Source organism: Pseudomonas sp. RA_15y_Pfl2_54 (assembly GCF_963971015.1).
GTDB classification, from domain to species: Bacteria; Pseudomonadota; Gammaproteobacteria; order Pseudomonadales; family Pseudomonadaceae; genus Aquipseudomonas; species Aquipseudomonas baetica_A.
Window position 1 is genome coordinate 41,126 of the sequence record NZ_CAXAPN010000035.1, and the last position, 24,580, is coordinate 65,705.

Consider the following 24,580-nt stretch of genomic DNA (forward strand, 5'->3'; position numbering starts at 1 on the left):
TGGCTCCCATGGCAAAAAAACTGCGAAAAGCTGAGGCCAGCCGCTGTTGAAAAAGGGTGATGCAGGAATTCAGAGCAGCACCACGTCGTATTGTTCCTGGGAATACATGGTTTCCACCTGGAAGCGTATGGTGCGGCCGATAAACCCTTCAAGCTCGGCGACGTTACCTGATTCTTCATCAAGCAAACGATCCACCACTTTCTGGTTCGCCAACACGCGATAACCCTCGGCCTGATAGGCCCGGGCTTCACGAAGGATCTCGCGGAAAATCTCGTAACAGATGGTCTCAGGCGTCTTTAACTTGCCGCGCCCCTGACAACTGCTGCACGGTTCGCACAGCACTTGCTCAAGACTTTCGCGGGTGCGCTTGCGAGTCATCTGCACCAGGCCCAACTCGGTGATGCCGATGATGTTGGTCTTGGCGTGATCACGCTCCAGTTGTTTCTCCAGCGTGCGCAATACCTGGCGTTGGTGCTCTTCATCTTCCATGTCGATGAAGTCAATGATGATGATCCCGCCCATATTGCGCAGGCGCATCTGCCGGGCAATCGCGGTGGCCGCCTCGAGATTGGTCTTGAAGATGGTTTCTTCGAGATTGCGATGGCCGACGAACGCGCCCGTGTTGACGTCGATGGTGGTCATGGCCTCGGCCGGATCGACTACCAGATAACCGCCGGACTTGAGCGGAGCCTTGCGTTCAAGGGCTTTCTGGATTTCGTCTTCGACACCGTACAGGTCGAAAATCGGGCGTTCGCCCGGATAGTGTTCCAGACGATCGGCGATTTCCGGCATGAGTTCGGCGACGAACTGCGTGGTTTTCTGGAAGGTTTCCCGAGAATCAATGCGGATTTTCTCGATCTTCGGGTTAACCAGATCACGCAACGTGCGCAGGGCCAGACCGAGGTCTTCGTAGATCACGCTTGGCGCTGCGATGGTTTTGATCTGTTCGTTGATCTGATCCCACAGGCGTCGCAGGTAGCGGATGTCCATGAGGATTTCATCGGCGCCGGCACCTTCGGCGGCGGTACGCAGAATGAAGCCGCCGGCCTCTTTGATGCCTTCTTTGGCCACGCAGTCGCTGACCACCTGCTTGAGCCGCTCGCGCTCGGCCTCCTCTTCGATTTTCAGGGAAATACCGACGTGAGCGGTGCGCGGCATGTACACCAGATAGCGCGACGGAATCGACAGTTGCGTGGTCAGACGCGCGCCTTTGGAGCCGATCGGGTCCTTGGTGACTTGTACAACCAGACTCTGGCCTTCGTGCACAAGCGCGCTGATGCTCTCCACCGCCGGGCCTTCACGCACGGAGATTTCGGCTGCGTGAATGAACGCTGCACGATCCAGGCCGATGTCAACGAACGCAGCCTGCATACCCGGCAGCACCCGGACAATCTTGCCTTTATAGATATTGCCGACGATCCCGCGTTTTTGCGTGCGCTCGACATGGACTTCTTGCAGCACACCGTTTTCGACCACCGCCACGCGCGACTCCATCGGCGTGATGTTGATCAGAATCTCTTCACTCATGGCAGGATCTCGTTCAGGCATGTTCACGATAATGGCCGCATCTGGATTCATACGACGCTCATTGCGCGTTCAGGTTTTGCCAACAGGGTATGCCGAAATGGCCCAACAGTTCTGCGGTTTCGCAAACAGGCAACCCGACCACCGCCGAATAGCTGCCATTGAGCCCCGCGACAAACACCGCACCGAGCCCCTGAATGCCGTAACCTCCGGCCTTGTCCCGGGGTTCGCCGCTGGCCCAATAGGCGCCAGCCTCTTCACCGCTGATCGGACGGAACCGCACCAGACTGCGCACCACCCGCGACTCGCAATGCAGGTCTTCAAGCACCGCGATGGCGGTCAGCACTTCATGCTCCTTGCCGGACAACAGCATCAGCATGGCGCATGCGTCAGCTTCGTCCACCGGTTTGCCGAGAATTTTGCCGTTGAACACCACGGCGGTGTCGGCCCCCAGGACACAGCATGCCAGGTCGGACGCGAGCGTACGACGCCCGGCCTCGGCCTTGCCGCGTGCCAGGCGCTCAACGTATGCCGAAGGCGATTCTTCAGGGAGAGGGGTTTCATCAATGTCCGCGCTGATGGCGTGGAACGGAACGCCGATCTGCGTGAGCAACTCACGCCGACGCGGCGATCCAGAGGCGAGGTAAAGCGGCTTCATCAAAACATCTCCCTGTTCAGTGCCTTGCTTCACCGGATCAATTGATTTTGTAGCGCCGGCTCAATCCACGCAAAGCAAAGCTGATCCAAGGCCAAAGCAAGGCGCTGACCAGTGCCGGCAGCAGCAACGCCAGGGTCGGCTGGCGGTTGCCAGTCAAAGCGCTGAGCCACAACTGGACGAGTTGCGCGAGGCCGAAAATCACCAGGATAACCAGACACTGCTGCCACATCGGGAACATTCGCAGGCGCTGTTGCAATGACAACACCAGGAAAGTGATCAACGTGAGGATGAGCGCGTTTTGCCCAAGCAACGTGCCGTAGAGCACGTCTTCAGCCAGCCCCAGACAGAACGCGGTGACCATGCCGACCATATGCGGCATGTACAGCGCCCAGAATGTCAGGAGCAAGGCCAGCCAAAGCGGGCGAAGAATTTCCATGAATTGCGGTAGCGGCGACACGCTGAGCAGCATACCGATGAGAAATGTCAGCCAGACGATCCAGCCGTTTCGCGATGCGGTAGCCCCGACCATTACTCTTGTCTCCCGGTGGTGGCCGGCGCGGCGACAGGCGGTTTGGCCGCTGGCCGGGCAGCAGGTTGGTTCGCAGGTGGTTTTGCAGCGGCGGGCGGTTTGTTCGCAGGTGGTTTCACGGGGGTAGCACCGGCAGCGGCGGCGGGCGTTGCAGGTGTGGCGGCTGGCGTTGCAGCCGCTGCGGGTGCGGTTTTCGGCACAGTCGCCGGCATCATTGGGCCACCGCCCTGCGCATCCAGATCCTCCTGCGCTTGCGCTGCATCGTTGGCGCGCTCTTCGGCGGTGCGATTGTCGCTGAATACCAGCAGCATGTAGCGGCTACGATTGAGCGCTGCCGTCGGCACCGCACGGACGATGGCAAACGGCTGGCCGGAATCGTGAATCACTTCTTTCACGGTTGCGACCGGATAGCCCGCCGGGAAGCGCTGGCCGAGACCGGAACTGACCAGCAGATCGCCTTCCTTGATGTCGGCGGTATCCGCCACATGACGCAGTTCCAGGCGTTCCGGGTTGCCGGTGCCGCTGGCAATCGCCCGCAGACCGTTACGGTTTACCTGCACGGGAATGCTGTGAGTGGTGTCGGTCAACAGCAATACACGGGAGGTGTAAGGCATCAACTCGACCACCTGCCCCATCAGACCACGCGCATCGAGCACCGGCTGACCGAGGACCACACCGTCGCGCTCACCTTTATTGATGATGATGCGATGGGTGAAGGGATTGGGGTCCATGCCGATCAACTCGGCCACTTCGACCTTTTCGTTGACCAGCGCGGAGGAATTGAGCAACTCGCGCAGCCGAACGTTCTGCTCGGTGAGGGCCGCTAGCTTTTGCATGCGACCCTGCAGCAGCAGGTTTTCGGTTTTGAGTTTTTCGTTTTCGGCGACAAGCTCGGTGCGGCTGCCGAACTGGCTGGCGACACCTTCCCACAAGCGACCGGGCAGGTCAGTGATCCAGTAAGCGTCCATCAGCACCAGCGACATCTGGCTGCGTGCAGGCTTGAGCAGACTGAAACGCGCATCGACCACCATCAGTGCGACCGAGAGCACGGCCAGCACCAGCAGGCGAACGCCCAACGAAGGGCCCTTGGCGAAAAGCGGTTTAATAAGCCGCTCCTCCCAGGCAAATGTTCTGTTTATTCATACGGCATCAAACCGGCCTGGATGAAGACTGACAGAAGATAAACGCCAACAGGCAGCACTGCAAAGTGCTGCCTGCGCGCTCACCCACGTATTGCAATCGGCGACTTATTCGCTGGAGAGCAGATCCATGGTGTGCTTATCCATCATTTCCAATGCACGGCCACCGCCGCGAGCAACACAGGTCAGCGGATCTTCGGCAACGATCACCGGCAGACCGGTTTCCTGAGCCAGCAACTTGTCGAGGTCACGCAGCAGCGCGCCACCACCGGTCAGCACCAGGCCGCGCTCGGCGATGTCGGAAGCCAGTTCCGGCGGCGATTGCTCCAGCGCGCTTTTCACGGCCTGAACGATGGTTGCCAGGGACTCTTGCAGAGCTTCCAGCACTTCATTGGAGTTCAGGGTGAATGCGCGTGGAACGCCTTCGGCCAGGTTGCGACCGCGAACATCGACTTCGCGAATTTCGCCACCCGGGTAGGCCGTACCGATTTCCTGCTTGATGCGCTCAGCGGTGGATTCACCGATCAGGCTGCCGTAGTTACGGCGCACGTAGGTGATGATCGCTTCGTCGAAGCGGTCGCCGCCAACGCGCACGGATTCGGCATAGACCACGCCGTTCAGAGAGATCAGTGCGATTTCAGTGGTACCACCACCGATATCCACGACCATCGAGCCGCGAGCCTCTTCTACCGGCAGGCCGGCACCGATCGCAGCAGCCATTGGCTCTTCGATCAGGAACACTTCACGGGCACCGGCGCCAAGGGCCGATTCACGGATGGCGCGACGCTCAACTTGGGTGGATTTGCATGGAACGCAGATCAGTACACGAGGACTAGGCTGCAGAAAGCTGTTTTCGTGAACCTTGTTGATAAAGTATTGCAGCATCTTTTCGCAGACGCTGAAGTCGGCAATTACGCCGTCCTTCATCGGACGAATGGCAGCAATGTTGCCCGGTGTACGGCCGAGCATGCGCTTGGCCTCGGTGCCGACAGCAACGACACTTTTCTGGTTACCGTGTGTCCGAATGGCCACAACCGATGGTTCATTCAGGACGATACCGCGCTCGCGCACGTAAATAAGGGTGTTGGCAGTGCCCAGGTCAATGGAAAGATCGCTGGAAAACATGCCACGCAGTTTCTTGAACATGGGAAAGGGACCCTAGGCAACGCGTGGGTAAAAAAGTGCGGCAAACTCTAACAACGACAGGGATTTTGGGCAAGGCGCCAATATGTTAAATTGGCCGCTTTTCTGTGCACCAAGCCCCACAATCGCGGCCTTATGACCGTAGAAGTGCGGTAGTGTTCCGACAATCTAACACACGGACGCCGTCCGTTCTGTTTTCCACTGGAGAATCCCGATGGCGCTAGAACGCTCCGACGTGGAAAAAATCGCTCATCTGGCCTGTCTTGGCCTTAATGATGCCGATCTTCCGCACATTACTTCCGCCCTCAACAGCATTCTCGGGCTGGTCGACGAAATGCAGGCCGTCAATACCGACGGTATCGAGCCTTTGGCCCACCCGCTGGAAGCCAGTCAGCGCCTGCGCGCCGACGTCGTGACCGAAAGCAATCATCGCGAGGCCTATCAGTCCATCGCACCAGCGGTCGAAAACGGCCTGTATCTGGTTCCGAAAGTCATCGACTAAAGGGAAAGAGCCTGCAATGCATCAAATGACTCTGGCCGAGATCGCCCGCGGTCTCGCCGATAAAAAGTTTTCCTCCGAAGAGCTGACCAAAGTCCTGCTGGCGCGTATCACCCAGCTCGATCCTCAGCTCAACAGTTTCATCAGCCTCACCGAAGAGCTGGCGCTGGAGCAGGCGAAAGCCGCCGATGCCCGCCGTGCCAACGGTGAGAGCGGCGCCCTGCTCGGTGCGCCGATCGCTCACAAAGACCTGTTCTGCACTCAGGGCATTCGCACCAGCTGCGGCTCGAAGATGCTCGACAACTTCAAAGCGCCCTACGACGCCACCGTGGTTGCGAAACTGGCGGCTGCCGGCGCCGTGACCCTGGGCAAGACCAACATGGACGAATTCGCCATGGGTTCGGCCAACGAGTCGAGCTGGTACGGCGCGGTGAAAAACCCGTGGGATCTGGAACACGTGCCGGGCGGTTCGTCCGGTGGTTCGGCGGCGGCAGTTGCCGCTCGTCTGCTGCCTGCGGCCACGGCCACTGACACTGGGGGCTCGATCCGTCAGCCAGCTGCATTCACCAACCTCACCGGCCTGAAACCGACCTACGGTCGTGTTTCGCGCTGGGGCATGATCGCTTACGCTTCCAGCCTCGATCAGGGCGGCCCGTTGGCGCGCACTGCCGAAGACTGCGCTATTTTGTTGCAAGGCATGGCCGGCTTCGATCAGAACGACTCCACCAGCATCGATGAGCCCGTGCCGGATTACTCCGCCAGCCTCAATACGTCGCTGCAAGGCCTGCGCATCGGCGTGCCGAAGGAATACTTCAGCGCCGGTCTCGACCCGCGCATTGCCGAGCTGATCCACAACAGCATCAAAGAGTTGCAGAAGCTCGGTGCCGTGATCAAGGACATCAGCCTGCCGAACATGCAGCACGCGATTCCTGCGTACTACGTGATCGCGCCGGCAGAGGCCTCCTCCAACCTGTCGCGTTTCGACGGCGTGCGTTTCGGCCACCGTTGCGAGCACCCGAAAGACCTGATCGACCTGTACAAGCGCTCCCGTGGCGAAGGTTTCGGTACCGAAGTGCAGCGCCGGATCATGGTCGGTGCCTACGCACTGTCCGCCGGTTACTACGATGCCTACTACCTCAAAGCGCAGAAGATCCGTCGCCTGGTGAAGAACGATTTCATGGCGGCCTTCAACGAGGTCGACATCATCCTCGGCCCGACCACGCCGAACCCGGCCTGGAAACTTGGCGCCAAGAACAGCGACCCGGTCGCGGCTTATCTGGAAGACGTCTACACCATCACCGCCAACCTCGCGGGCTTGCCGGGCCTGTCGATGCCGGCCGGTTTTGTCGACGGTCTGCCAGTGGGCGTGCAGTTGCTCGCGCCGTATTTCCAGGAAGGCCGTTTGCTCAACGTTGCGCACCAGTATCAGTTGAACACCGACTGGCACACTCGCACCCCAACCGGCTTCTGAGGAGACACACATGCAATGGGAAGTCGTGATCGGGCTGGAGATTCACACTCAGCTCACCACCCGGTCGAAAATCTTTTCCGGTAGTTCCACCACGTTTGGCTCCGAGCCGAACACGCAGGCCAGCCTGATCGACCTGGGCATGCCCGGCGTATTGCCGGTGCTGAACCAGGAAGCCGTGCGCATGGCCGTGATGTTTGGTCTGGCGATTGACGCCCAGATCGGTCAACACAACGTGTTCGCCCGTAAAAACTACTTCTACCCTGACCTGCCGAAGGGCTACCAGATCAGCCAGATGGAATTGCCGATCGTCGGCAAGGGCCATCTGGACATCGCGCTGGAAGACGGCACGGTCAAACGTGTCGGCATCACCCGCGCGCACCTGGAAGAAGACGCCGGCAAGAGCCTGCACGAAGAATTCAACGGTGCCACCGGCATCGACCTGAACCGTGCCGGCACGCCGCTGCTGGAAATCGTTTCCGAGCCGGACATGCGCAGCGCCAAGGAAGCCGTGGCTTACGTCAAGGCAATCCACGCGCTGGTCCGTTATCTGGGCATCTGCGACGGCAACATGGCCGAAGGTTCGCTGCGTTGCGACTGCAACGTGTCGATCCGTCCGAAAGGCCAGGTTGAGTTCGGCACACGCTGCGAGATCAAGAACGTCAACTCGTTTCGTTTCATCGAGAAGGCGATCAACTCCGAGATCCAGCGTCAGATCGAGCTGATCGAAGACGGCGGCAAAGTGATCCAGCAGACCCGTCTGTACGATCCGAACAAGGACGAAACCCGTCCGATGCGTTCGAAAGAGGAAGCCAACGACTACCGTTACTTCCCCGATCCGGATCTGTTGCCGGTGGTCATCGAAGAGTCGTTCCTCGGCGAGGTGCGCGCCACCCTGCCGGAACTGCCACCGCAAAAACGCGAGCGCTTCCAGAGCCAGTTCGGTCTGTCGGCCTACGACGCCAACGTGCTGGCCACCAGCCGTGAGCAAGCGGACTACTTCGAGAAAGTTGCAGCCATCGGCGGCGACGCCAAACTGGCGGCGAACTGGGTGATGGTCGAGTTGGGCAGCCTGCTCAACAAACAAGGCCTGGACATCGACGAGTCGCCGGTTTCCGCTGAACTGTTGGGCGGAATGTTGCAGCGCATCAAGGACAACACCATCTCCGGCAAAATCGCCAAGGTAGTGTTCGAAGCGATGGCCAACGGTGAAGGCAGCGCTGACGAGATCATCGAAAAGCGCGGCCTCAAGCAAGTGACCGACAGCGGCGCGATCTCGGCAGTGCTGGACGAAATGCTCGCGGCCAACGCCGAGCAGGTCGAGCAATACCGCGCGGCAGACGAAGCCAAGCGCGGCAAGATGTTCGGCTTCTTCGTCGGCCAGGCCATGAAAGCCTCCAAGGGCAAGGCCAACCCGCAGCAAGTGAACGAACTGCTCAAAAGCAAGCTCGAAGGCTGATGCAAACGGAGCCAGAACGTAGGTCTGGCTCCATCCCCTGTGGGAGCGGGCTTGCTCGCGAAAGCGGTCTGACAGTCAGCAAAGCTGTTGAATGTGACCCCCTCGTCGCACCGCCGCCCCCACATTTGTTTTGTGGAGCCTTTGAATGAAACGTCTGCTCGGCGCCTTCACCCTGCTCTCTATACTGGCCGGTTGCGCCAGCACCGACATCATCGACCCGCACGGTTACGACCAGACCGGCGTCGCCTCCTATTACGGTGCCAGACACCACGGAAAACGGACCGCCAGTGGCGAGCCGTTCAACCAGAATGCCCTGACCGCCGCCCATCGCCAGCTCCCCTTTGGCACCCGGGTGAAGGTCACCAACCTGAAAAACGATGAATCGGTCGTAGTCCGCATCAACGATCGCGGCCCGCATACCCGTGGGCGGTTGATCGATGTGTCTCGCGAGGCAGCCGAACAACTCGGTATGCTGCGCAGCGGCACCGCACGGGTTCGCGTGCAGGCCCTCGACAACTGATGGAGCACCGACCATTTTCGCACTGACCGACCTACCACTGCTCAGCGTGATCGAACTGCTTGCCGGGCTGTGCCTGCTGATCTTCGGCGCCGAACTGATGGTGCGTGCAGCCGTACGCCTGGCCGCGCGACTGAATGTACGGCCACTGATCATCGGTCTGACCCTTGTTGCCCTGGGTAGTAGCGCACCGCAGATGGCGGTGAGTCTGCAAGCCACGCTGGCACACAACTCCGACATTGCCGTCGGTAGTGTGGTCGGCAGCAGCATCTTCAACATCCTCGTGACCCTCGGTTTGTCGGCGCTGATCATTCCGCTGCGCGTGTCGCGACAATTGGTGCGCCTGGACATTCCGCTGATGATCGGCGCCTGCCTGCTGGTGTTTGTTCTGGCCTGGAATGGGGAAATCGGTCGTTTCGACGGCATCCTGCTACTGGGCGCCCTGGCGCTTTACCTGGGTTTACTGCTGCGCCAGTCACGGCATTCGACACGACCGCACTCGGAACACGGCGAAGCAACACAGGCGTCCTGGATCGGCAGTTCGCTGATGATCATCGTCGGACTGGCGATGCTGGTATTCGCCGGACACCTGCTGTTAGGCGCTGCCATTGAGGTGGCGACCGATCTTGGTTTTTCCGAACGCGTCATTGGCCTGACCGTGGTCGCCGTAGGCACCTCGCTGCCGGAACTCGCCACGTCGCTGATCGCGGCATTGCGCGGGCAACGGGACATCGCGGCAGGCAACGTGATCGGCGCCAACCTGTTCAACCTGCTCGGTGTACTCGGCTTCACCGCGCTGATCGCGCCGACGCCGTTGTCGGTCTCGCCCAATGCGCTGGATTTCGACCTGCCGGTGATGCTCGGCGTCGCCGTGCTGAGCCTGCCAGTGTTCTATTCCGGCTACCGGGTGACCCGCGCCGAAGGTCTGTTGCTGCTCGGTTTGTATCTGGCGTACGGGTTGCATGTGGTGTCGTTCACCACCGGCATGCCACTGGCCGGCAAACTCGAGCGGCTGATGCTGTTTTACGTTTTGCCGACGCTGCTGACGTTTTTGCTGTTCACGTCAGTCATCGCTTGGCGACGCCAACACCACAAGAGGGATGTGCCATGACCGATTCGAAGCAATCCGGGGTTGAAATCCGCCGCCAGGTAATGGGCGATGCATTCGTTGATCGCGCGCTGGGCAACGCCACCGAGTTCACCCAGCCGCTGCAGGACTTCGTCAATGAACATGCCTGGGGTGGCGTGTGGAATCGCGAAGGTTTACCGCTCAAAACCCGCAGTTTGATCACCCTTGCCGCGCTGACGGCGTTGAAGTGCCCGCAAGAGTTGAAAGGTCACGTACGCGGCGCGTTGAACAATGGCTGCACGGTCGAAGAGATTCGCGAGGCGTTGCTGCATTGCGCAGTGTATGCCGGCGTGCCGGCGGCGATTGACGCGTTTCGCGCGGCGCAGGAGGTGATCGACAGTTACCGGAAACCTGAGTGACCGGACTGACGTCTTCGCCGGCAAGCCCGCTCCCACAGGGGCAAGCATTGCAAATGTGGGCGATTGCAGGTTGCCCAACGCCCCTTTGAATCTCAGGTCAGATCCACCCACCCCACTGCAAAATGAAGATCCCGAAATTGGTGGTCACCGCTGCCATCAACGTGGTCAGCACGATGATCGCTGCCGCGAGTTCATGATTGCCCTGTGCCGCCCGGGCCATGACAAAACTGGCCGCCGCCGTCGGGCTGCCAAAATAAAGAAACAGAATCCCCAACTCCGGCCCGCGGAACCCCCACAGCCAGGCACCGACCGTTGCCAGCAGCGGCAGACTGATCATCTTCACCAGACTCGAACTCAGCGCCATGCTGCCGCTCTTGCGCAACGCCGCCAGCGATAGCGTGCCGCCAATACAGATCAACGCCAGCGGTAAGGTGGTCTGCGCCAGATACTGACCCGAGGTTTCCAGCCACCCCGGCAGACTGATCTTGAAATAGGCAAACGGCGCTGCCGCAATCACGCTGATGATCAGCGGATTGCTGAACACGCTTTTACAGATGCTCCACGGATCGGACTTGATCACCGGGCTGTACACCGCCAGCACAATGGTCGAGAGCGTGTTGTAAAACAGGATCACCAACGCGGCGAGAATCGCCCCGAGGGAAATCCCGTAGTCGCCATACATACTGGCGGCGAGTGCCAGACCGATGACGCCGTTATTGCCGCGAAATGCGCCTTGGGTATAGATACCGCGATCTTCACGCGGGCATCTGAAAATCGCCCAGCCCCAGGCAATGGCGAAGCAGGCCAGGGTGGCGAGCGAGAAGTAGATCAGCAACGCCGGTTGCAACGCGGCGTGCAGGTCAGCATGCAAAATGCCGAGGAACAGCAACGCCGGCATGGAAACGTTGAACACCAGTGCCGACGCGGTATGGATGAAATTGTCGTTGATCCAGTCGATGCGCTTGAGCAGCACACCGAGAAACAGCATGGCAAATACCGGCGCGGTGATGTTCAGGGTTTCGAGGAAAATAGCCAGCATGCCGCAGAGCCTTGGGTGAGCGTCGTTAGGGGCCTAATGATAAGCCACAAGTTCTCCGGCGTCTGTGAGTCACTCTTCGCGAGCAAGCCCTCTCCCACATTTGAAATGCATTTCCCTGTGGGAGCGGGCTTGCTCGCGAAGAACGATGACGCGGTCTCAGGTAATCGGCGCCGGATTGAACAACGTAATGTCGTTGTGCAGCTTGTGCTTCTCCGCCCACGTCTGCTGCTTGCCACTCGCCACGTCCAGGTAGTAGTGGAACAACTCCCAACCCAACTCCTCGATGGACGCCCGCCCGGTGGCAATCCGCCCGGCATCAATGTCGATCAAGTCAGGCCAGCGCTGCGCCAACTCGGTACGCGTCGAGACCTTCACCACCGGCGCCATCGCCAGCCCATAAGGCGTACCGCGCCCAGTGGTGAACACATGCAGGTTCATCCCTGCCGCCAACTGCAATGTGCCGCAGACAAAATCACTGGCCGGGGTCGCACAGAAAATCAAACCCTTGTGCTTGAAGCGCTCGCCCGGGCCAAGGACGCCATTGATCGCGCTGCTGCCGGATTTGACGATTGAGCCCAAGGACTTCTCGACAATGTTCGACAGCCCGCCCTTCTTGTTGCCCGGCGTGGTATTGGCGCTGCGATCCGCTTCACCCTTGGCCAGATACCGGTCGTACCAGTCCATTTCGCGGACCAGTTCCTCGGCGATCGCCTTGGTCTTGGCCCGGGACGTCAGCAGATAAATCGCATCACGCACTTCGGTGACTTCAGAAAACATCACCGTCGCCCCCGCCCGCAGCAGCAAGTCCGAGGCATACCCCAACGCCGGGTTGGCGGTGATGCCGGAGAACGCATCGCTGCCGCCGCACTGCATGCCGAGGATCAGTTCGGACGCCGGCACGGTTTCCCGGCGGCGCTGATCGAGCTTCTTCAGACGGACTTCGGCCAACGCCATGATCTGCTCGATCATCTCGGTAAAACCGTGACTGGAATCCTGCAAGCGATACAGCCAGGGATCACTGAGATCAACCGAAGCGTCGTCTTCGTGCATGACCTGCCCGGCCTGCAATTTCTCGCAGCCCAGGCTGATCACCAACGCCTCGCCCCCCAGGTTCGGGTTGCGCGCCAGATTGCGCACCGTGCGAATCGGGATGTACGCGTCGGTGGCGGTGATCGCCACGCCGCAGCCGTAACTGTGGGTCAGTGCGACCACGTCATCGACGTGCGGGTACTTGGGCAGCAGCTCATCCTTGATGCGTTTCACCGCGTGATCAAGCACGCCGGTCACGCACTGCACGGTGGTGGTGATCCCGAGAATATTGCGCGTGCCAACAGTGCCGTCAGCGTTGCGATACCCCTCGAAAGTGAAGCCTTCGAGCGGCGCCTGAGCGTCCGGCACCTCGGTGGACAGCGGCAAACTGTCCAGCGGCGGCGCGGTCGGCATGCGCAGTTGATCTTCCTTGACCCAACTGCCACGGGGGATCGGCTGCAATGCGTAGCCAATGATCTGGCCGTAGCGAATCACGTGCCCGCCCTCGGGAATGTCTTGCAGCGTGACCTTGTGGCTCTGCGGCACAAAATCCACCGTCACCAGGCCATCCGGAAACTCAGTACCGGCCGGTACCCCTTGGTCATTGACCACAATCACTACATTGTCCCGCTCGTGCAGGCGGATGTAGCGCGGCGAGTCGGAATGTTCAATCAACTGCATGACGCCGCTCCTCAGGAATGCGCTTGAGACAATTTACCCGTGGTTTCAGAACCACCCTGGGTGGGTGGCTCTTTGAGCACCACACGTTTGATCGGGCCGACGATGACCAGATAGCTGAACACCGCCACCAAGGCGTTGGCACCGACGAACACCAGCGCCCATTTGAACGAACCGGTGGAGCTGATGATGTAGCCGATCACGATCGGCGTGGTGATCGAAGCAATGTTGCCGAAGGTGTTGAACAGCCCACCGCTCAGACCGGCGATCTGTTTTGGCGACGTGTCGGATACCACCGCCCAGCCCAGTGCGCCAACGCCCTTACCGAAGAAGGCCAGCGCCATGAAGCCAACGACCATCCATTCAACATCAACATAGTTGCAAGCGACGATGCTGCTGGACACCAGCAGGCCGGCAATGATTGGCGCCTTGCGGGCGAAGGTCAGCGAGTGGCCCTTGCGCAGCAGGTGATCGGAAATCAACCCGCCCAGCACGCCGCCGATAAAACCACAGATGGCGGGCAACGAGGCAATGAAACCGGCCTTGAGAATGGTCATGCCACGCTCTTGCACCAGATACACCGGGAACCAGGTCAGGAAGAAATAGGTGATGCCGTTGATGCAGTACTGGCCCAGGTACACGCCAAGCATCATGCGATTGGTCAGCAGTTGGCGGATGTAGTCCCACTTCGGGCCGTCAGCCTTTTTGCCTTTGTTCTGATCCATATCGACCATGCCGCCGTTGTCGGCGATGAACGTTACTTCCGCTTCGTTGGCCATCGGGTGTTGGCGCGGGCTGTGGATAACCTTCAGCCAGATCAGCGAGAAGACGATGCCGAACACGCCCATGACAATGAACACATGCTCCCAGCCGTAGGAATAGACAATCCAGCCCATCAGCGGCGCGAACAGCACCGTGGCAAAGTATTGCGCCGAGTTGAAGATCGCCGAAGCAGTGCCGCGTTCAGCGGTCGGAAACCACGCCGCCACAATGCGTGCGTTGCCGGGGAAGGATGGCGCCTCAGCCAGCCCGACCAAAAAGCGCAGCATGAACAGCGCGACGATGGCCGTGGACATGCCGAACTCACCGACAAAGCCTTGCAGCACGGTGAACAGCGACCAGGTGAAAATGCTCAGGGCATAGACTTTTTTCGAGCCGAAGCGATCGAGCAGCCAGCCGCCGGGAATTTGCCCGGCCACGTAGGCCCAACCGAATGCAGAGAAGATGTAACCGAGGGTGACCGCGTCGATACCGAGGTCTTTTTGCAGGCTGGAACCGGCGATAGCGATAGTTGCGCGGTCGGCGTAGTTGATCGTGGTCACCAGAAACAGCATGAGCAGGATCAAATAGCGGACGTGAGTCGGCTTGGACGATTGCATGTAGATGTACTCCCACTGATTATTTTTATGCGCGGGTGAATCTTGTTGGGTCTGTCTTTTGTGGGAGCTGGCCGGCCAGCTCCCATAGATCAGGAACCGATGTAGCTGGTCTTCACGACCGTGTAAAACTCTTGCGCATAGCGGCCTTGCTCACGAGATCCATAGGATGAACCTTTACGCCCGCCGAACGGAACGTGGTAATCCACGCCGGCCGTCGGCAGGTTGACCATCACCATCCCGGCCTGGGAGTGACGCTTGAAGTGGTTGGCGTACTTGAGCGACGTGGTGGCGATACCCGCCGACAGGCCGAATTCAGTGTCATTGGCCATCGCCAGCGCAGCATCGTAATCAGCCACGCGCACGATGTTGGCCACCGGGCCGAAAATCTCTTCACGGCTGATACGCATCGACGCTTCACTGTCGGCAAACAGCGTCGGGGCGAGGAAGTAGCCTTCGGTATCGCACGTCACCAAACCACCGCCGCTGACCAGACGAGCACCCTCGGACTGGCCGATGTCGATGTACTTCATGTCCTGTTCAAGCTGCGCTTGCGAGACGACCGGGCCAATATCGGTGCCGGATTTCAGCGCATGGCCGACCTTGATCGACTTCATGCGCTCGGCCATGGCTTGCACGAACTGGTCGTGAATGCCGGCGGTAACGATCAAGCGGCTCGATGCGGTGCAACGTTGGCCGGTGGAGTAGAACGCGCTCTGCACCGACAACTCGACCGCTTGCTTGAGGTCGGCGTCGTCGAGAATGATCTGCGGGTTCTTGCCGCCCATTTCCAGCTGAACCTTGGCCTGACGCGAGACGCAATTGACCGCAATCTGCCGCCCGACGCCAACCGAACCGGTGAAGCTGATGCCATCGACTTTCGGACTGTTGACCAGGGCTTCGCCCACCACGCGACCGCTGCCCATCACCAGGTTGAACACGCCGGCCGGGAAACCGGCCCGGGAGATGATTTCGGCCAGCGCCCAGGCGCAGCCCGGCACCAGATCCGCCGGTTTCAGCACCACGCAGTTACCGTAGGCCAGGGCCGGGGCGATTTTCCAAGCAGGGATCGCAATCGGGAAGTTCCACGGGGTGATCAGACCGACCACACCCAGCGCTTCGCGGGTGACTTCGACGTTGACGCCCGGGCGCACCGACGGCACGTAGTCGCCGGACAGTCGCAGGCATTCACCGGCGAAGAATTTGAAGATATTACCGGCGCGGGTCACTTCGCCGATGGCTTCGGGCAGGGTTTTGCCCTCTTCCCGGGCCAGCAGGGTGCCGAGTTCTTCGCGGCGGGCGAGAATTTCAGTGCCGACTTTATCCAGCGAATCGTGACGGGCCTGAATCCCCGAGGTCGACCACGCCGCAAACGCTGTGCGAGCGGCGTCGATGGCGGCGTGAACCTGAGTCAGGTCAGCCTTGGCGAAATCGCCGATAGTGTCGTTCAGCTCGGACGGGTTGATGTTGGCCGAGTAGTCGGCACCGGCAACCCATTCACCGTTGATGTAGTTGTCATAGCGTTTTGCATTGGTCACAGCGCAGCCCTCAAAACTTAAAACCTTCACGCAAAAAGCCGCTGATTGCTCAGCGGCCTCGCATTTTTCAGGTGTTATTGCGCACCTTGCTTGTCGATCAGCGCGGCGAGCATTTCGTACTCTTCGCCCGTCAGATCGGTCAGCGGCGCCCGCACCGGGCCTGCGTCATAGCCGGCGATTTTGGCGCCGGCCTTGACGATGCTCACGGCATAACCGGCCTTGCGGTTGCGGATGTCCAGGTACGGCAGGAAGAAGTCGTCAATGATCTTGCCGACGGTGGCGTGATCTTCGCGGGCAATCGCGTGGTAGAAATCCATCGCGGTTTTCGGAATGAAGTTGAACACTGCCGACGAGTAAACCGGCACGCCCAGCGCCTTGTAGGCAGCGGCGTAGACTTCGGCAGTCGGCAGACCACCCAGGTAGCTGAAGCGATCACCGAGACGGCGACGAATCGACACCATCAACTCGATATCACCCAGACCGTCCTTGTAACCGATCAGGTTCGGGCAGCGCTCGGCCAGACGTTCCAGCAACGGCGCGGTCAGGCGGCAGACGTTGCGGTTGTAGACAACCACACCGATGTTGACCGATTTGCACACCGCTTCAACGTGGGCGGCAACCCCGTCCTGGCTCGCTTCGGTCAGGTAGTGCGGCAGCAGCAACAGACCTTTGGCGCCCAGACGCTCGGCTTCTTGAGCATATTCGATGGCCTGACGGGTCGAACCGCCAACGCCAGCGAGAATTGGCACGCTGGTCGCGCAGGTGTCGACGGCCGTCTTGATGATTTCCGAATATTCGCTGGCCGCCAGGGAGAAGAACTCACCGGTGCCGCCGGCGGCGAACAATGCCGAGGCGCCATAAGGGGCCAGCCATTCCAGACGCTTGATATAGCCCGCGCGGTTGAAATCACCCTGCGCGTTGAAATCGGTGACCGGGAAAGACAGCAGACCGGCGGAGAGGATGGACTTCAGTTCTTGTGGATTCATTATTCGAACACCCTGGGTAGCAATATTGTTGTGGTTGAATCGTTCAGCCTTCGCCGAAGTTGTAGGTCATCGTACAACTTAAAAAATAACCGTCAACTGCATTTCATCGCAGGGCACGTTTTTTTGTCGGACAAGATCGATCCTTGACGTAGGAGTTTTCTCGACTAAAGTGAAATTTACTGTATATACATACAGCAAACTAAAACCAGCCGACGACATATCAAGGAGATAGAAATGTCCGGTCTACAAACCAAATCCCAGGAAAAACCCAAACCGGTCATTGCCCGTTTTGATGATCTGTTTACTCAATCCGGCATCGACTTCAGCACCGAAGATCCACATCTGGTGCTGCACATCGCCGATGCCCACAGCGATGTAGAGCCTGCCACCGCCCTCCCCGATCAAGCCTTGAAGGGCAAGCTGCAAGCACGGTTTGAGGGCGCTGAACACACGGCCATCGGCGACAACACACTGCTGCGCTTCGCCGAAGACGCCCAACCGATCCTCGCGCAAAACGTGCCATTGCATCTGCCCAATGGCTTGGCGCTCACCTACGGCCAAGTGCTGGCGCTGGGCGGCGACTTCTACGGCATCGTCGATCAGCCGATCAACGAAGGCGCAACACCGGTCGACCGCCTGCAACGCTTCAACGCGGCGTTCAATTCTCTCGCGGTCACTGCCGCTTCAAGGGCCGAAGCAACACAGATTCTCGCGGTCATGCAAAAAGAGATCGACGCGGTTAAACAGGCAATAAAGGACGGCAAACAACCCCACGAGGCCTATGACGCGTTAGGAGATACGTTGTCCGAGGAGTGGAACAAAATCACCGGTGGCGGCAGTTTTATCTCGGCGCTGTTTCCACTGGGGCGCTATTTGAAACTGGCGGCGAACAATGCTGATCATTTCGGTGAATGGGCAAAACTGGCCTACATCGCCGGCCACACTGCGGCCTTGCAAACCGCCATGGCCGCCCACGCCAATCACGATGAGCAGCAACTGGAACGGGCTTACGCGATGAACGCGTTTGCCGACCACTTCCTCACCGACCTGTTTTCCTCCGGCCACCTGCGTGTGCCACGCAAGGCGTTGGCTGCTGCGGTCACGCCGAGCGATCTGGGTTCATTGATTACGCGTTTCATGCACGACGAGGACAGCAAATTCGGCCTCAGCGTGCGCAACGCTTATGGCGATCAATGGCGTGCGTTCGGCGACAAGCGCTACTTCGAAGCCACCGACGCCGACAACCGCCAGCAGGTCAATCAAGCGGTGCAAGCCTCGGCGGACGAAGTGTTTGCGGCGTATCTCAGCGGAAAAAAGCCCGTACCGTCCGCGTTTTCTGCACTGCAACGGCTGCCGGATCTGACGGCTGTGTTGAACCCGGCAAACAATTTCCCGGCGCTGTTTCGCACACAGGGCAGCAAGGTGCTGCGGCGCAGGGATGTAAACAACCTCAACGACACCGCGACCGTCGACGACTGGTGGGGTTGGAGCACGTACCTGCTGCTCAAGGATTACCACCCCAGCGGCAACACCAATCAAGGAGATTGACCATGACGATCAAACTGAAACTGGAACTGGCCTCGGGCCAATCACTGAAGGGCGCGCCTCTGGAGTTATTGGCCAAAGGCCTGCCAATTACCCGGGCGACGGTGGATGCCCAAGGTTACGCAACCTTTGATGCCAACCCCGCTGCCGGCCTGCTCGCCGTAAGGGTCGACCGATCAATTCTGCCGCGCCACTGACAACATCCGCCCCCCTGTAGGGACTGCCGCAGGGGGGCTTTGAAATGACTGGAAATGAACGGTTTAAAACACCTTCTGGGAGAGTCTTTTACCGTGCAGAACCGCCGTGAATGGATCACGGCGCACTACGCACGGAGAGCCCCCCTCATGACTTTTGTCTCACCCACACTTGTGCAATTTCTGCCTCACTCACCAGAGACGGCAACCGTGAACCTATCGGAACTGAGCGATCACCTGATCGTTGAGGTCCCGGACTCCAGCGACTTTGCGGCCAACTGGAGCGTCTACGCCATTCTCGGCGAAGACCCCGAAGAGCCTGAATGGGCGGGCGAAGAAGTCGACACCGGCACCTGGGATGACGCCGAGGACGAGATGGAAAAACTGACGGGCATCGAATTGCAGATTCCAAAGGAAGTGCTGCAGACGTATGTGAATTGCGAAATCGAACTGCGCTACAAGTTTCAGGATGAATCAAGCATGGAACCGTTTTCGGCCCCGTTGATGCTGCGTATTGAAGCCTGATTTCCTGACGCGCCTCCGATCGGGCGCGCCTTTAGAAGACATCGACCGTTCGTCTGGACTGGTATTTCTTACAGGCGCCAGCCATTGCAGATCTCGGCCTTAATGGCTGAGGAGTTAACGAACCGGCTCCGACAGTGCAATGCCTTATCTGCGCTTATTCAACGGTTTGAAGGGACAGTGAAAAGGAATTTGATCATGACTGCACAAGTAAAAGCATTGGATCCTCCAGTACTCAAGGAGGCACAGGATGGTGTACTTAAGGTGGACACATTGGAAGACTTTGCTCATGGGCAGGTAGTCTTTACCTCAAACCCGGAAAACATAATTCTAGGAGACGTGGTTACTTTCAAAGTCAAGACCAGTAACGCCTGGTCAGGGAACATGAACGTGACAGAAGTACCCGGGGTACTTGAGTTCCTCATTCCCAAAGAAGTATTCGCGAAAGATTTCACTGAGGGTACCACTGCCGAGTTGCACTACACCGTGGCAAGAGCAGGGCAGAATCTCGGGAGCTCCGACATGCTGCGTGTGAAGCTCGAACGCTAAACAGCAATCACCCCTGCGCCTGCGCCTCTTCATGGGCCTGGCGCAGTCTTTCACGGCTGTTGGTCAGGTGCAGACGCATGGCCGCACGGGCCGCGTCGGAATCCTGGCGGGCAATCGCGTCGTAGATTTCTTCGTGCTCGCGGCTCAGGCGATTCATGTAGTGCTGTTGGTCATCATGGGCCAGACGCGCCGAATTCAGCCGCGTGCGCGGGATGATGCTGGTGCCCAGGTGGGTCATGATGTCGGTGAAGTAGCGGTTGCCGGTGGACAGGGCTATTTCGAGGTGGAAGGCAAAGTCCGACGCGACGGCATCACTGGCATGGGACACGCTATCGTTCAGCGCATCGAGGGCAGCGCGCATGGTCGCCAGTTGCTCGGGGCTGCGGCGTTGTGCAGCGAGGCCGGCGGACTCCACTTCAAGGCTGATGCGTAATTCAAGAATCGCCAGCACATCACGCAGGGTGACGACCGTGGCCGGGTCGATACGGAAGCCGCTGGGGCTAGGCGTATCGAGTACAAAAGTGCCGATGCCATGACGGGTTTCCACTTGCCCGGCCGCTTGCAGTCGGGAAATCGCCTCACGCACCACGGTGCGGCTGACGCCATGGGCTTGCATGATCGCCGACTCGGTGGGCAACTTGTCGCCGCGCTTGAGCAGGCCATCACGGATCTGCTCACTCAGCACCGTCACTAATTCCTGTGCGAGGCTGCGGCGCTTGCGCGGAAGGCGCGGGGTGTCGATCAGGTTTTCCATGGTTTGTATCGGGTCTCGAAAATTCGGCTTGGTTGGCATCATAGCTCAAGCGGGTTGTACGATCACTTTCCGTTAACACCACAAATCCTGTGGGAGTTGGCTTGCCAGTTCCCACAGGATTTGTGTCGTGATCATGCCGTTACGGTTTGCTCAACCAAATGGCCGCTGTCGATTCGCACATGCCGTGGGTGGAAGCGCTTCAGACTGCTGCGATGGCCGACGCTGACGATGCTTACCCCCGGCAACTGATCGATCAGTGCCTGATACAGCGTCGCTTCGTCTTCTTCATCCATTGCCGACGTGGCTTCGTCCATGTACAGCCATTGCGGTGCATAGAGCAGCGCGCGGGCGAAGGCCAAGCGCTGTTGCTCGCCCGGCGACAACAGGCGCTGCCAGTGATTGGCTTCATCGACACGGGCTACCAGATGCGGCAACCGACAGGTTTCCAGCACCTGTGCATAACGCTGCGGCGCATAGGTATCACCCGGCTGTGGATAACTCAGCGCTTCGCGCAGGGTGCCGATGGGCAGATAGGGTTTCTGCGGCAGGAACAGATAACGCGCCGCTGGCAGACGAATATTGCCGTGCCCCGCCGGCCACAAATGCCCCATCGCGCGCAGCAGCGTGGACTTGCCACTGCCGGAACGGCCACTGAGCATGACGCGCTCGCCCGGCTCAACGGTCATGTCGGCACGGGTCAACAGATGACGACCGTCGGCCAGATCCAGCCCCAGGTCATGCACCTTCAGCTCACTGCCTTGATTTTGCACATCAATGGCCGGCGGGCGGTCTTCGTTGTCGGTCATTGCCTGCCGGAAACTCAGCAAACGATCACAGGTGGCGCGCCAGGAAGCAAGGCTCTGGTACGCGTTGATAAACCAGCTGAAGCTCTCTTGAACGTTGCCGAAGGCCGAGCTGATCTGCATCAACTCGCCCAGTTCGATCTTGCCGGCGAGGTAACGCGGCGAAGCAACGATGAAGGGGAAGATAATCGCAGCCTGGCTATAACCGGCGGTGAAAAACGTCAGGCGTTTGGACACTTTCATGATGTCCCAGAAGTTATGCCAGACCATGCCGAAACGGTTGCTCAAGTGACGGTTCTCATTCGGTTCGCCGTTGTACAACGCGATACTCTCGGCATTCTCGCGAATCCGCACCATGGAAAAACGCAGGTCAGCTTCAAAGCGTTGTTGCTGGTTGTTCAGACCGATCAAGCGACGGCCGATCAAATGCGTCAGCCAGCTACCCACCACGGCGTAAACCAGCACGCACCAGAACATGTAGCCGGGAATGGTGATGCCATAGAGTTCGATGCTGCCCGATACGCCCCACAAAATGATCGAGAACGACACCAGACTGACGATATTGCGCAACAGCCCGATACCCAGTTCAAGGGTGTTGGACGTGAAACTGTTGAGGTCTTCGGAAATCCGCTGGTCCGGGTTATCGGTGTAACCGCCCTGCTCCAGTTGGTAATAATTCTTGTCGGCGAGCCAGCGTGAGAAATGCTTTTCGGTCAGCCACGCCCGCCAGCGAATCGTCAGCATCTGCGTCAGATATTGTCTGTACACGGCACCGACAATCGCCACGGCCGCGATCACACAGAAGTACAGAATCAGATGCCAGAACGCCGCTTCGTCCTTCTTTTGCAAAGCGTTGTAGAAATCCTTGTACCAGGTGTTGAACCACACCGAGATTCCCACGCTGAGCAGCGAGAGCGCTATCACCGCAATCAGCAGCGTCCAGGCCTTTACCTTCTCTTCACTGCGCCAGTAAGGCGTGATCATCGCCCACACTTTGCGAAAAAACTGGCCGCGCACAGCATCGTTGACCGCGGAATGTTCAGCGTTCGGATTCATGGATAAGGCTCGATATGGAAGAGAACACACACGCACCGATCATAAAGGATCGGTGCGTTTTATCGCGAGGGCTGGCGATAGTCGTTCAGCGCAGGTTCAGCGACGAACCGGGCGCTTCTGCAGTTTGCGCTGCAGGGTGCGGCGGTGCATGCCCAGGGCGCGAGCCGTGGCGGAGATGTTGCCTTCGTGCTCGGTGAGCACGCGCTGGATGTGCTCCCACTGCAGGCGATCAACCGACATCGGGTTTTCCGGCACCAGACTGTCGAGGTCGGCGTGCTCGGAGAGCAGCGCGGCGAGCACGTCGTCGGCGTCGGCCGGCTTGCAGAGGTAGTTGCAGGCGCCGCGCTTGATCGCTTCGACCGCCGTGGCAATGCTCGAATAACCGGTGAGGATCACCACGCGCATTTCCGGGTCCAGCTCCAGCAACTTCGGCAGCAATACCAGCCCGGAGTCGCCGTCCATTTTCAGGTCGAGCGCAGCGTAGTCCGGCAGATCGGCCTGAGCGATGGTCAGGCCTTCCTCGGCGGAACCGGCAGTGCTGACGCGAAAGCCGCGGCGGGCCATGGCGCGCGCCATGACTCGGGTGAAAGTCGCGTCGTCGTCGACCAGCAGCAAATGTGGCAGTTCTTCGCCTTCGACTTGGATTTCGTCACTCATGTTGCTCTCCTCGGGCACCGTGAGGCAGGCGCAGCTCGGTGAGCGTGCCGCCTTCCTCATGACTATAGAGTTTCACTGAGCCGCCGGCGCGTGTCACGCTGGCCTTGCTCAAAAACAGGCCCAGGCCGAAACCTTTGCCCTTGGTGGTAAAAAACGGTTTGCCGATCTGCTCGGCGATGGCCAGCGGCACACCGGCGCCGTGGTCACGAATGCTGATGGTCAAGGTGTCCGCGTCCCAATCCAGCGTCACCTGAAGGTTCTCCGGGCAGGCGTCGGCGGCATTGTTGAGCAGATTCAACAGTGCCTGGGTCAGATCCGGCGGCGGCGCCATGCGCGGCACCGCACCCTGGCCGAGACGCTGGAAGCGATAACTGGCCTCCGGACGCATCAAGTGCCAGCGATTCAACGCTTCGTCGAGCCAGACCGTGACGTCCTGCATCTCGACGGCCAGACGCCGATTGGCCTCCGCGGCGCGCACCAACTGCTGCAGGGTTTCCTTGCAGAGCTTGACCTGATCCTGCAGCACCTTCAGATCGTCTTGCAGCATCGGGTCGGGATGATCCTGCTGCATCTCTTTGAGCAATACGCTCATGGTCGCCAGCGGCGTACCCAATTCGTGAGCAGCGCCGGCGGCCTGGGTGGCAACGGCGAGCAATTGCTGATCGCGCAGACCTTCCTCGCGCCGAATCGCACGCAGTTCCTCCTGACGACGCAGCTCCTCGGCCATGCGCGCAGCAAAGAACGTGATCACCGCCGCCGCGAGCGCGAAGCTCAGCCACATGCCATAGACCTGCAGGTTCTCCCGGGCGATCGGCAAGGTTTCCAGCGGGTAGAACCGCGTCAGCATCAGGGTGTACAGCGCCAGTGCGATACCGGACAGAACCACCGAATAGCGCCAGGGCAGCGTCACCGCAGCAATGGTCAGCGGCACCAGATAATAGGAAACGAACGGGTTGGTCGAACCACCGGAGAAATACAGCAGCGCGCTGTGGATCACCAGATCGCAGGCCAATTGCAGAGCGTATTCAAGCTCAGTCACCGGCCACGAAGTGCGCAAACGCACGGCGGTAAACACGCACAGCAGCGTTGAACAGCCCAACGTCATCGCCAGTTGCACCCACGGCAACGGCAACAGTTGCAGCCAATAGGCCAAGCCTACGGACCCGGCCTGCGCGGCGAGCACCAGCGTGCGGATGAAAGTCAGCCGCCAGAGGTTCTGGCGAGTGGCGGAAGTCAGTTGTACGGGGGCGAGCATGAGCTCTCCTGATGAGCGCTCCAGGCGGATCGCACGGAGTATAACCAAGCCGCGCCCCCGAGAGGCGAAAGTGCGGCAAACGACCACATGGCGAAAAGATTTTCGGCGGCTATAAGAACGCCTGCTCGCGAATGGTTGCGCGGCAGCCCCGGGCATCTGTATAGAAGTTGTAACT

The 24,580-nt window shown here is 59.5% G+C and carries 24 protein-coding genes; 10 read left to right on the top strand and 14 right to left on the bottom strand.

Annotation, left to right across the window (positions count from 1 at the left end; translation table 11 throughout):
- Positions 1-69: 69 nt before the first annotated feature.
- From rng to mreB, 5 genes are all read right to left on the bottom strand, one after another.
- Positions 70-1,527, bottom strand: a complete 1,458-nt coding sequence (gene rng / locus AACY50_RS23080; protein ID WP_339539221.1) for a ribonuclease G — start codon at positions 1,525-1,527, stop codon at positions 70-72.
- A gap of 58 nt (positions 1,528-1,585) precedes the next feature.
- Positions 1,586-2,182 carry a Maf family protein gene (locus AACY50_RS23085; RefSeq protein WP_339431743.1) on the bottom strand — a complete coding sequence of 199 codons (597 nt, stop codon included), beginning with the start codon at positions 2,180-2,182 and terminating at the stop codon, positions 1,586-1,588.
- A 37-nt stretch (positions 2,183-2,219) separates the two neighbouring features.
- The gene (gene mreD / locus AACY50_RS23090; protein ID WP_339431742.1) at positions 2,220-2,711 is read right to left on the bottom strand and encodes a rod shape-determining protein MreD; all 492 of its coding nucleotides are present in this window, start codon (positions 2,709-2,711) and stop codon (positions 2,220-2,222) included.
- Positions 2,711-3,817, bottom strand: coding sequence for a rod shape-determining protein MreC (gene mreC / locus AACY50_RS23095; RefSeq protein WP_339431776.1), 1,107 nt, complete (start codon positions 3,815-3,817; stop codon positions 2,711-2,713). Before mreC ends, mreD begins: the two co-directional genes overlap by 1 nt.
- Positions 3,818-3,958: 141 nt before the next feature.
- Positions 3,959-4,996, bottom strand: a complete 1,038-nt coding sequence (gene mreB, locus AACY50_RS23100) for a rod shape-determining protein MreB (RefSeq protein WP_015093487.1) — start codon at positions 4,994-4,996, stop codon at positions 3,959-3,961.
- Positions 4,997-5,207: 211 nt separating this feature from the next.
- Between mreB and gatC the strand changes: the two genes are divergently transcribed.
- The 6 genes from gatC to AACY50_RS23130 all read left to right on the top strand — a co-directional run bounded on the left by gatC (position 5,208) and on the right by AACY50_RS23130 (position 10,424).
- The gene (gene gatC, locus AACY50_RS23105) at positions 5,208-5,495 is read left to right on the top strand and encodes an Asp-tRNA(Asn)/Glu-tRNA(Gln) amidotransferase subunit GatC (protein ID WP_007915356.1); all 288 of its coding nucleotides are present in this window, start codon (positions 5,208-5,210) and stop codon (positions 5,493-5,495) included.
- A 16-nt stretch (positions 5,496-5,511) separates the two neighbouring features.
- Positions 5,512-6,963, top strand: a complete 1,452-nt coding sequence (gene gatA / locus AACY50_RS23110; protein ID WP_339539222.1) for an Asp-tRNA(Asn)/Glu-tRNA(Gln) amidotransferase subunit GatA — start codon at positions 5,512-5,514, stop codon at positions 6,961-6,963.
- A 10-nt stretch (positions 6,964-6,973) separates the two neighbouring features.
- A complete protein-coding gene (gatB, locus tag AACY50_RS23115; protein WP_339431740.1) occupies positions 6,974-8,419 on the top strand; it encodes an Asp-tRNA(Asn)/Glu-tRNA(Gln) amidotransferase subunit GatB in 1,446 nt (481 codons plus the stop codon).
- A gap of 145 nt (positions 8,420-8,564) precedes the next feature.
- Positions 8,565-8,939: a septal ring lytic transglycosylase RlpA family protein gene (locus tag AACY50_RS23120; RefSeq protein ID WP_339431739.1), complete on the top strand. Its 375-nt coding sequence runs from the start codon at positions 8,565-8,567 to the stop codon at positions 8,937-8,939.
- A 46-nt stretch (positions 8,940-8,985) separates the two neighbouring features.
- Positions 8,986-10,047 (top strand): calcium/sodium antiporter, encoded by a 1,062-nt coding sequence (locus tag AACY50_RS23125; RefSeq protein WP_339539223.1) that lies wholly within the window; start codon positions 8,986-8,988, stop codon positions 10,045-10,047.
- A complete protein-coding gene (locus AACY50_RS23130) occupies positions 10,044-10,424 on the top strand; it encodes a carboxymuconolactone decarboxylase family protein (RefSeq protein ID WP_221730050.1) in 381 nt (126 codons plus the stop codon). Before AACY50_RS23125 ends, AACY50_RS23130 begins: the two co-directional genes overlap by 4 nt.
- Positions 10,425-10,521: 97 nt before the next feature.
- On the opposite strand, the gene AACY50_RS23135 is transcribed toward AACY50_RS23130, so the two are convergent.
- From AACY50_RS23135 to kdgD, 5 genes are all read right to left on the bottom strand, one after another.
- Entirely contained in the window at positions 10,522-11,463 is a 942-nt protein-coding gene (locus AACY50_RS23135; protein ID WP_339507701.1) for an AEC family transporter, read from the bottom strand.
- 156 nt (positions 11,464-11,619) lie between these two features.
- Positions 11,620-13,173, bottom strand: a complete 1,554-nt coding sequence (gene garD / locus AACY50_RS23140; protein WP_339431736.1) for a galactarate dehydratase — start codon at positions 13,171-13,173, stop codon at positions 11,620-11,622.
- An 11-nt stretch (positions 13,174-13,184) separates the two neighbouring features.
- Complete coding sequence (locus AACY50_RS23145; RefSeq protein ID WP_339431735.1) at positions 13,185-14,549, bottom strand: MFS transporter; 1,365 nt, start codon at positions 14,547-14,549, stop codon at positions 13,185-13,187.
- Positions 14,550-14,638: 89 nt separating this feature from the next.
- Positions 14,639-16,084, bottom strand: coding sequence for an aldehyde dehydrogenase family protein (locus tag AACY50_RS23150; RefSeq protein ID WP_339539224.1), 1,446 nt, complete (start codon positions 16,082-16,084; stop codon positions 14,639-14,641).
- Positions 16,085-16,158: 74 nt separating this feature from the next.
- Positions 16,159-17,070 carry a 5-dehydro-4-deoxyglucarate dehydratase gene (gene kdgD / locus AACY50_RS23155; protein ID WP_007981458.1) on the bottom strand — a complete coding sequence of 304 codons (912 nt, stop codon included), beginning with the start codon at positions 17,068-17,070 and terminating at the stop codon, positions 16,159-16,161.
- A 234-nt stretch (positions 17,071-17,304) separates the two neighbouring features.
- Here kdgD and AACY50_RS23160 point away from each other — a divergent pair, with 234 nt between their 5' ends.
- From AACY50_RS23160 to AACY50_RS23175, 4 genes are all read left to right on the top strand, one after another.
- On the top strand, positions 17,305-18,618 hold the full coding sequence (locus AACY50_RS23160; protein ID WP_339431733.1) for a phospholipase: 1,314 nt from the start codon (positions 17,305-17,307) through the stop codon (positions 18,616-18,618).
- 2 nt (positions 18,619-18,620) lie between these two features.
- A complete protein-coding gene (locus tag AACY50_RS23165) occupies positions 18,621-18,812 on the top strand; it encodes a hypothetical protein (RefSeq protein ID WP_339431732.1) in 192 nt (63 codons plus the stop codon).
- 207 nt (positions 18,813-19,019) lie between these two features.
- On the top strand, positions 19,020-19,334 hold the full coding sequence (locus tag AACY50_RS23170) for a hypothetical protein (RefSeq protein ID WP_339431731.1): 315 nt from the start codon (positions 19,020-19,022) through the stop codon (positions 19,332-19,334).
- A 195-nt stretch (positions 19,335-19,529) separates the two neighbouring features.
- Positions 19,530-19,880, top strand: a complete 351-nt coding sequence (locus AACY50_RS23175) for a hypothetical protein (protein WP_339431730.1) — start codon at positions 19,530-19,532, stop codon at positions 19,878-19,880.
- Positions 19,881-19,887: 7 nt separating this feature from the next.
- Here AACY50_RS23175 and AACY50_RS23180 read toward each other — a convergent pair whose 3' ends face one another.
- The 4 genes from AACY50_RS23180 to AACY50_RS23195 form a co-directional block, all read right to left on the bottom strand.
- Complete coding sequence (locus AACY50_RS23180; protein WP_339466248.1) at positions 19,888-20,634, bottom strand: FadR/GntR family transcriptional regulator; 747 nt, start codon at positions 20,632-20,634, stop codon at positions 19,888-19,890.
- A gap of 131 nt (positions 20,635-20,765) precedes the next feature.
- Positions 20,766-22,493 (bottom strand): ABC transporter ATP-binding protein/permease, encoded by a 1,728-nt coding sequence (locus AACY50_RS23185; RefSeq protein ID WP_339431728.1) that lies wholly within the window; start codon positions 22,491-22,493, stop codon positions 20,766-20,768.
- A 96-nt stretch (positions 22,494-22,589) separates the two neighbouring features.
- Entirely contained in the window at positions 22,590-23,150 is a 561-nt protein-coding gene (locus AACY50_RS23190) for a response regulator transcription factor (protein WP_003221630.1), read from the bottom strand.
- Positions 23,143-24,405: an ATP-binding protein gene (locus tag AACY50_RS23195; RefSeq protein ID WP_339431727.1), complete on the bottom strand. Its 1,263-nt coding sequence runs from the start codon at positions 24,403-24,405 to the stop codon at positions 23,143-23,145. Before AACY50_RS23195 ends, AACY50_RS23190 begins: the two co-directional genes overlap by 8 nt.
- Between the last annotated feature and the right edge of the window lie 175 nt (positions 24,406-24,580).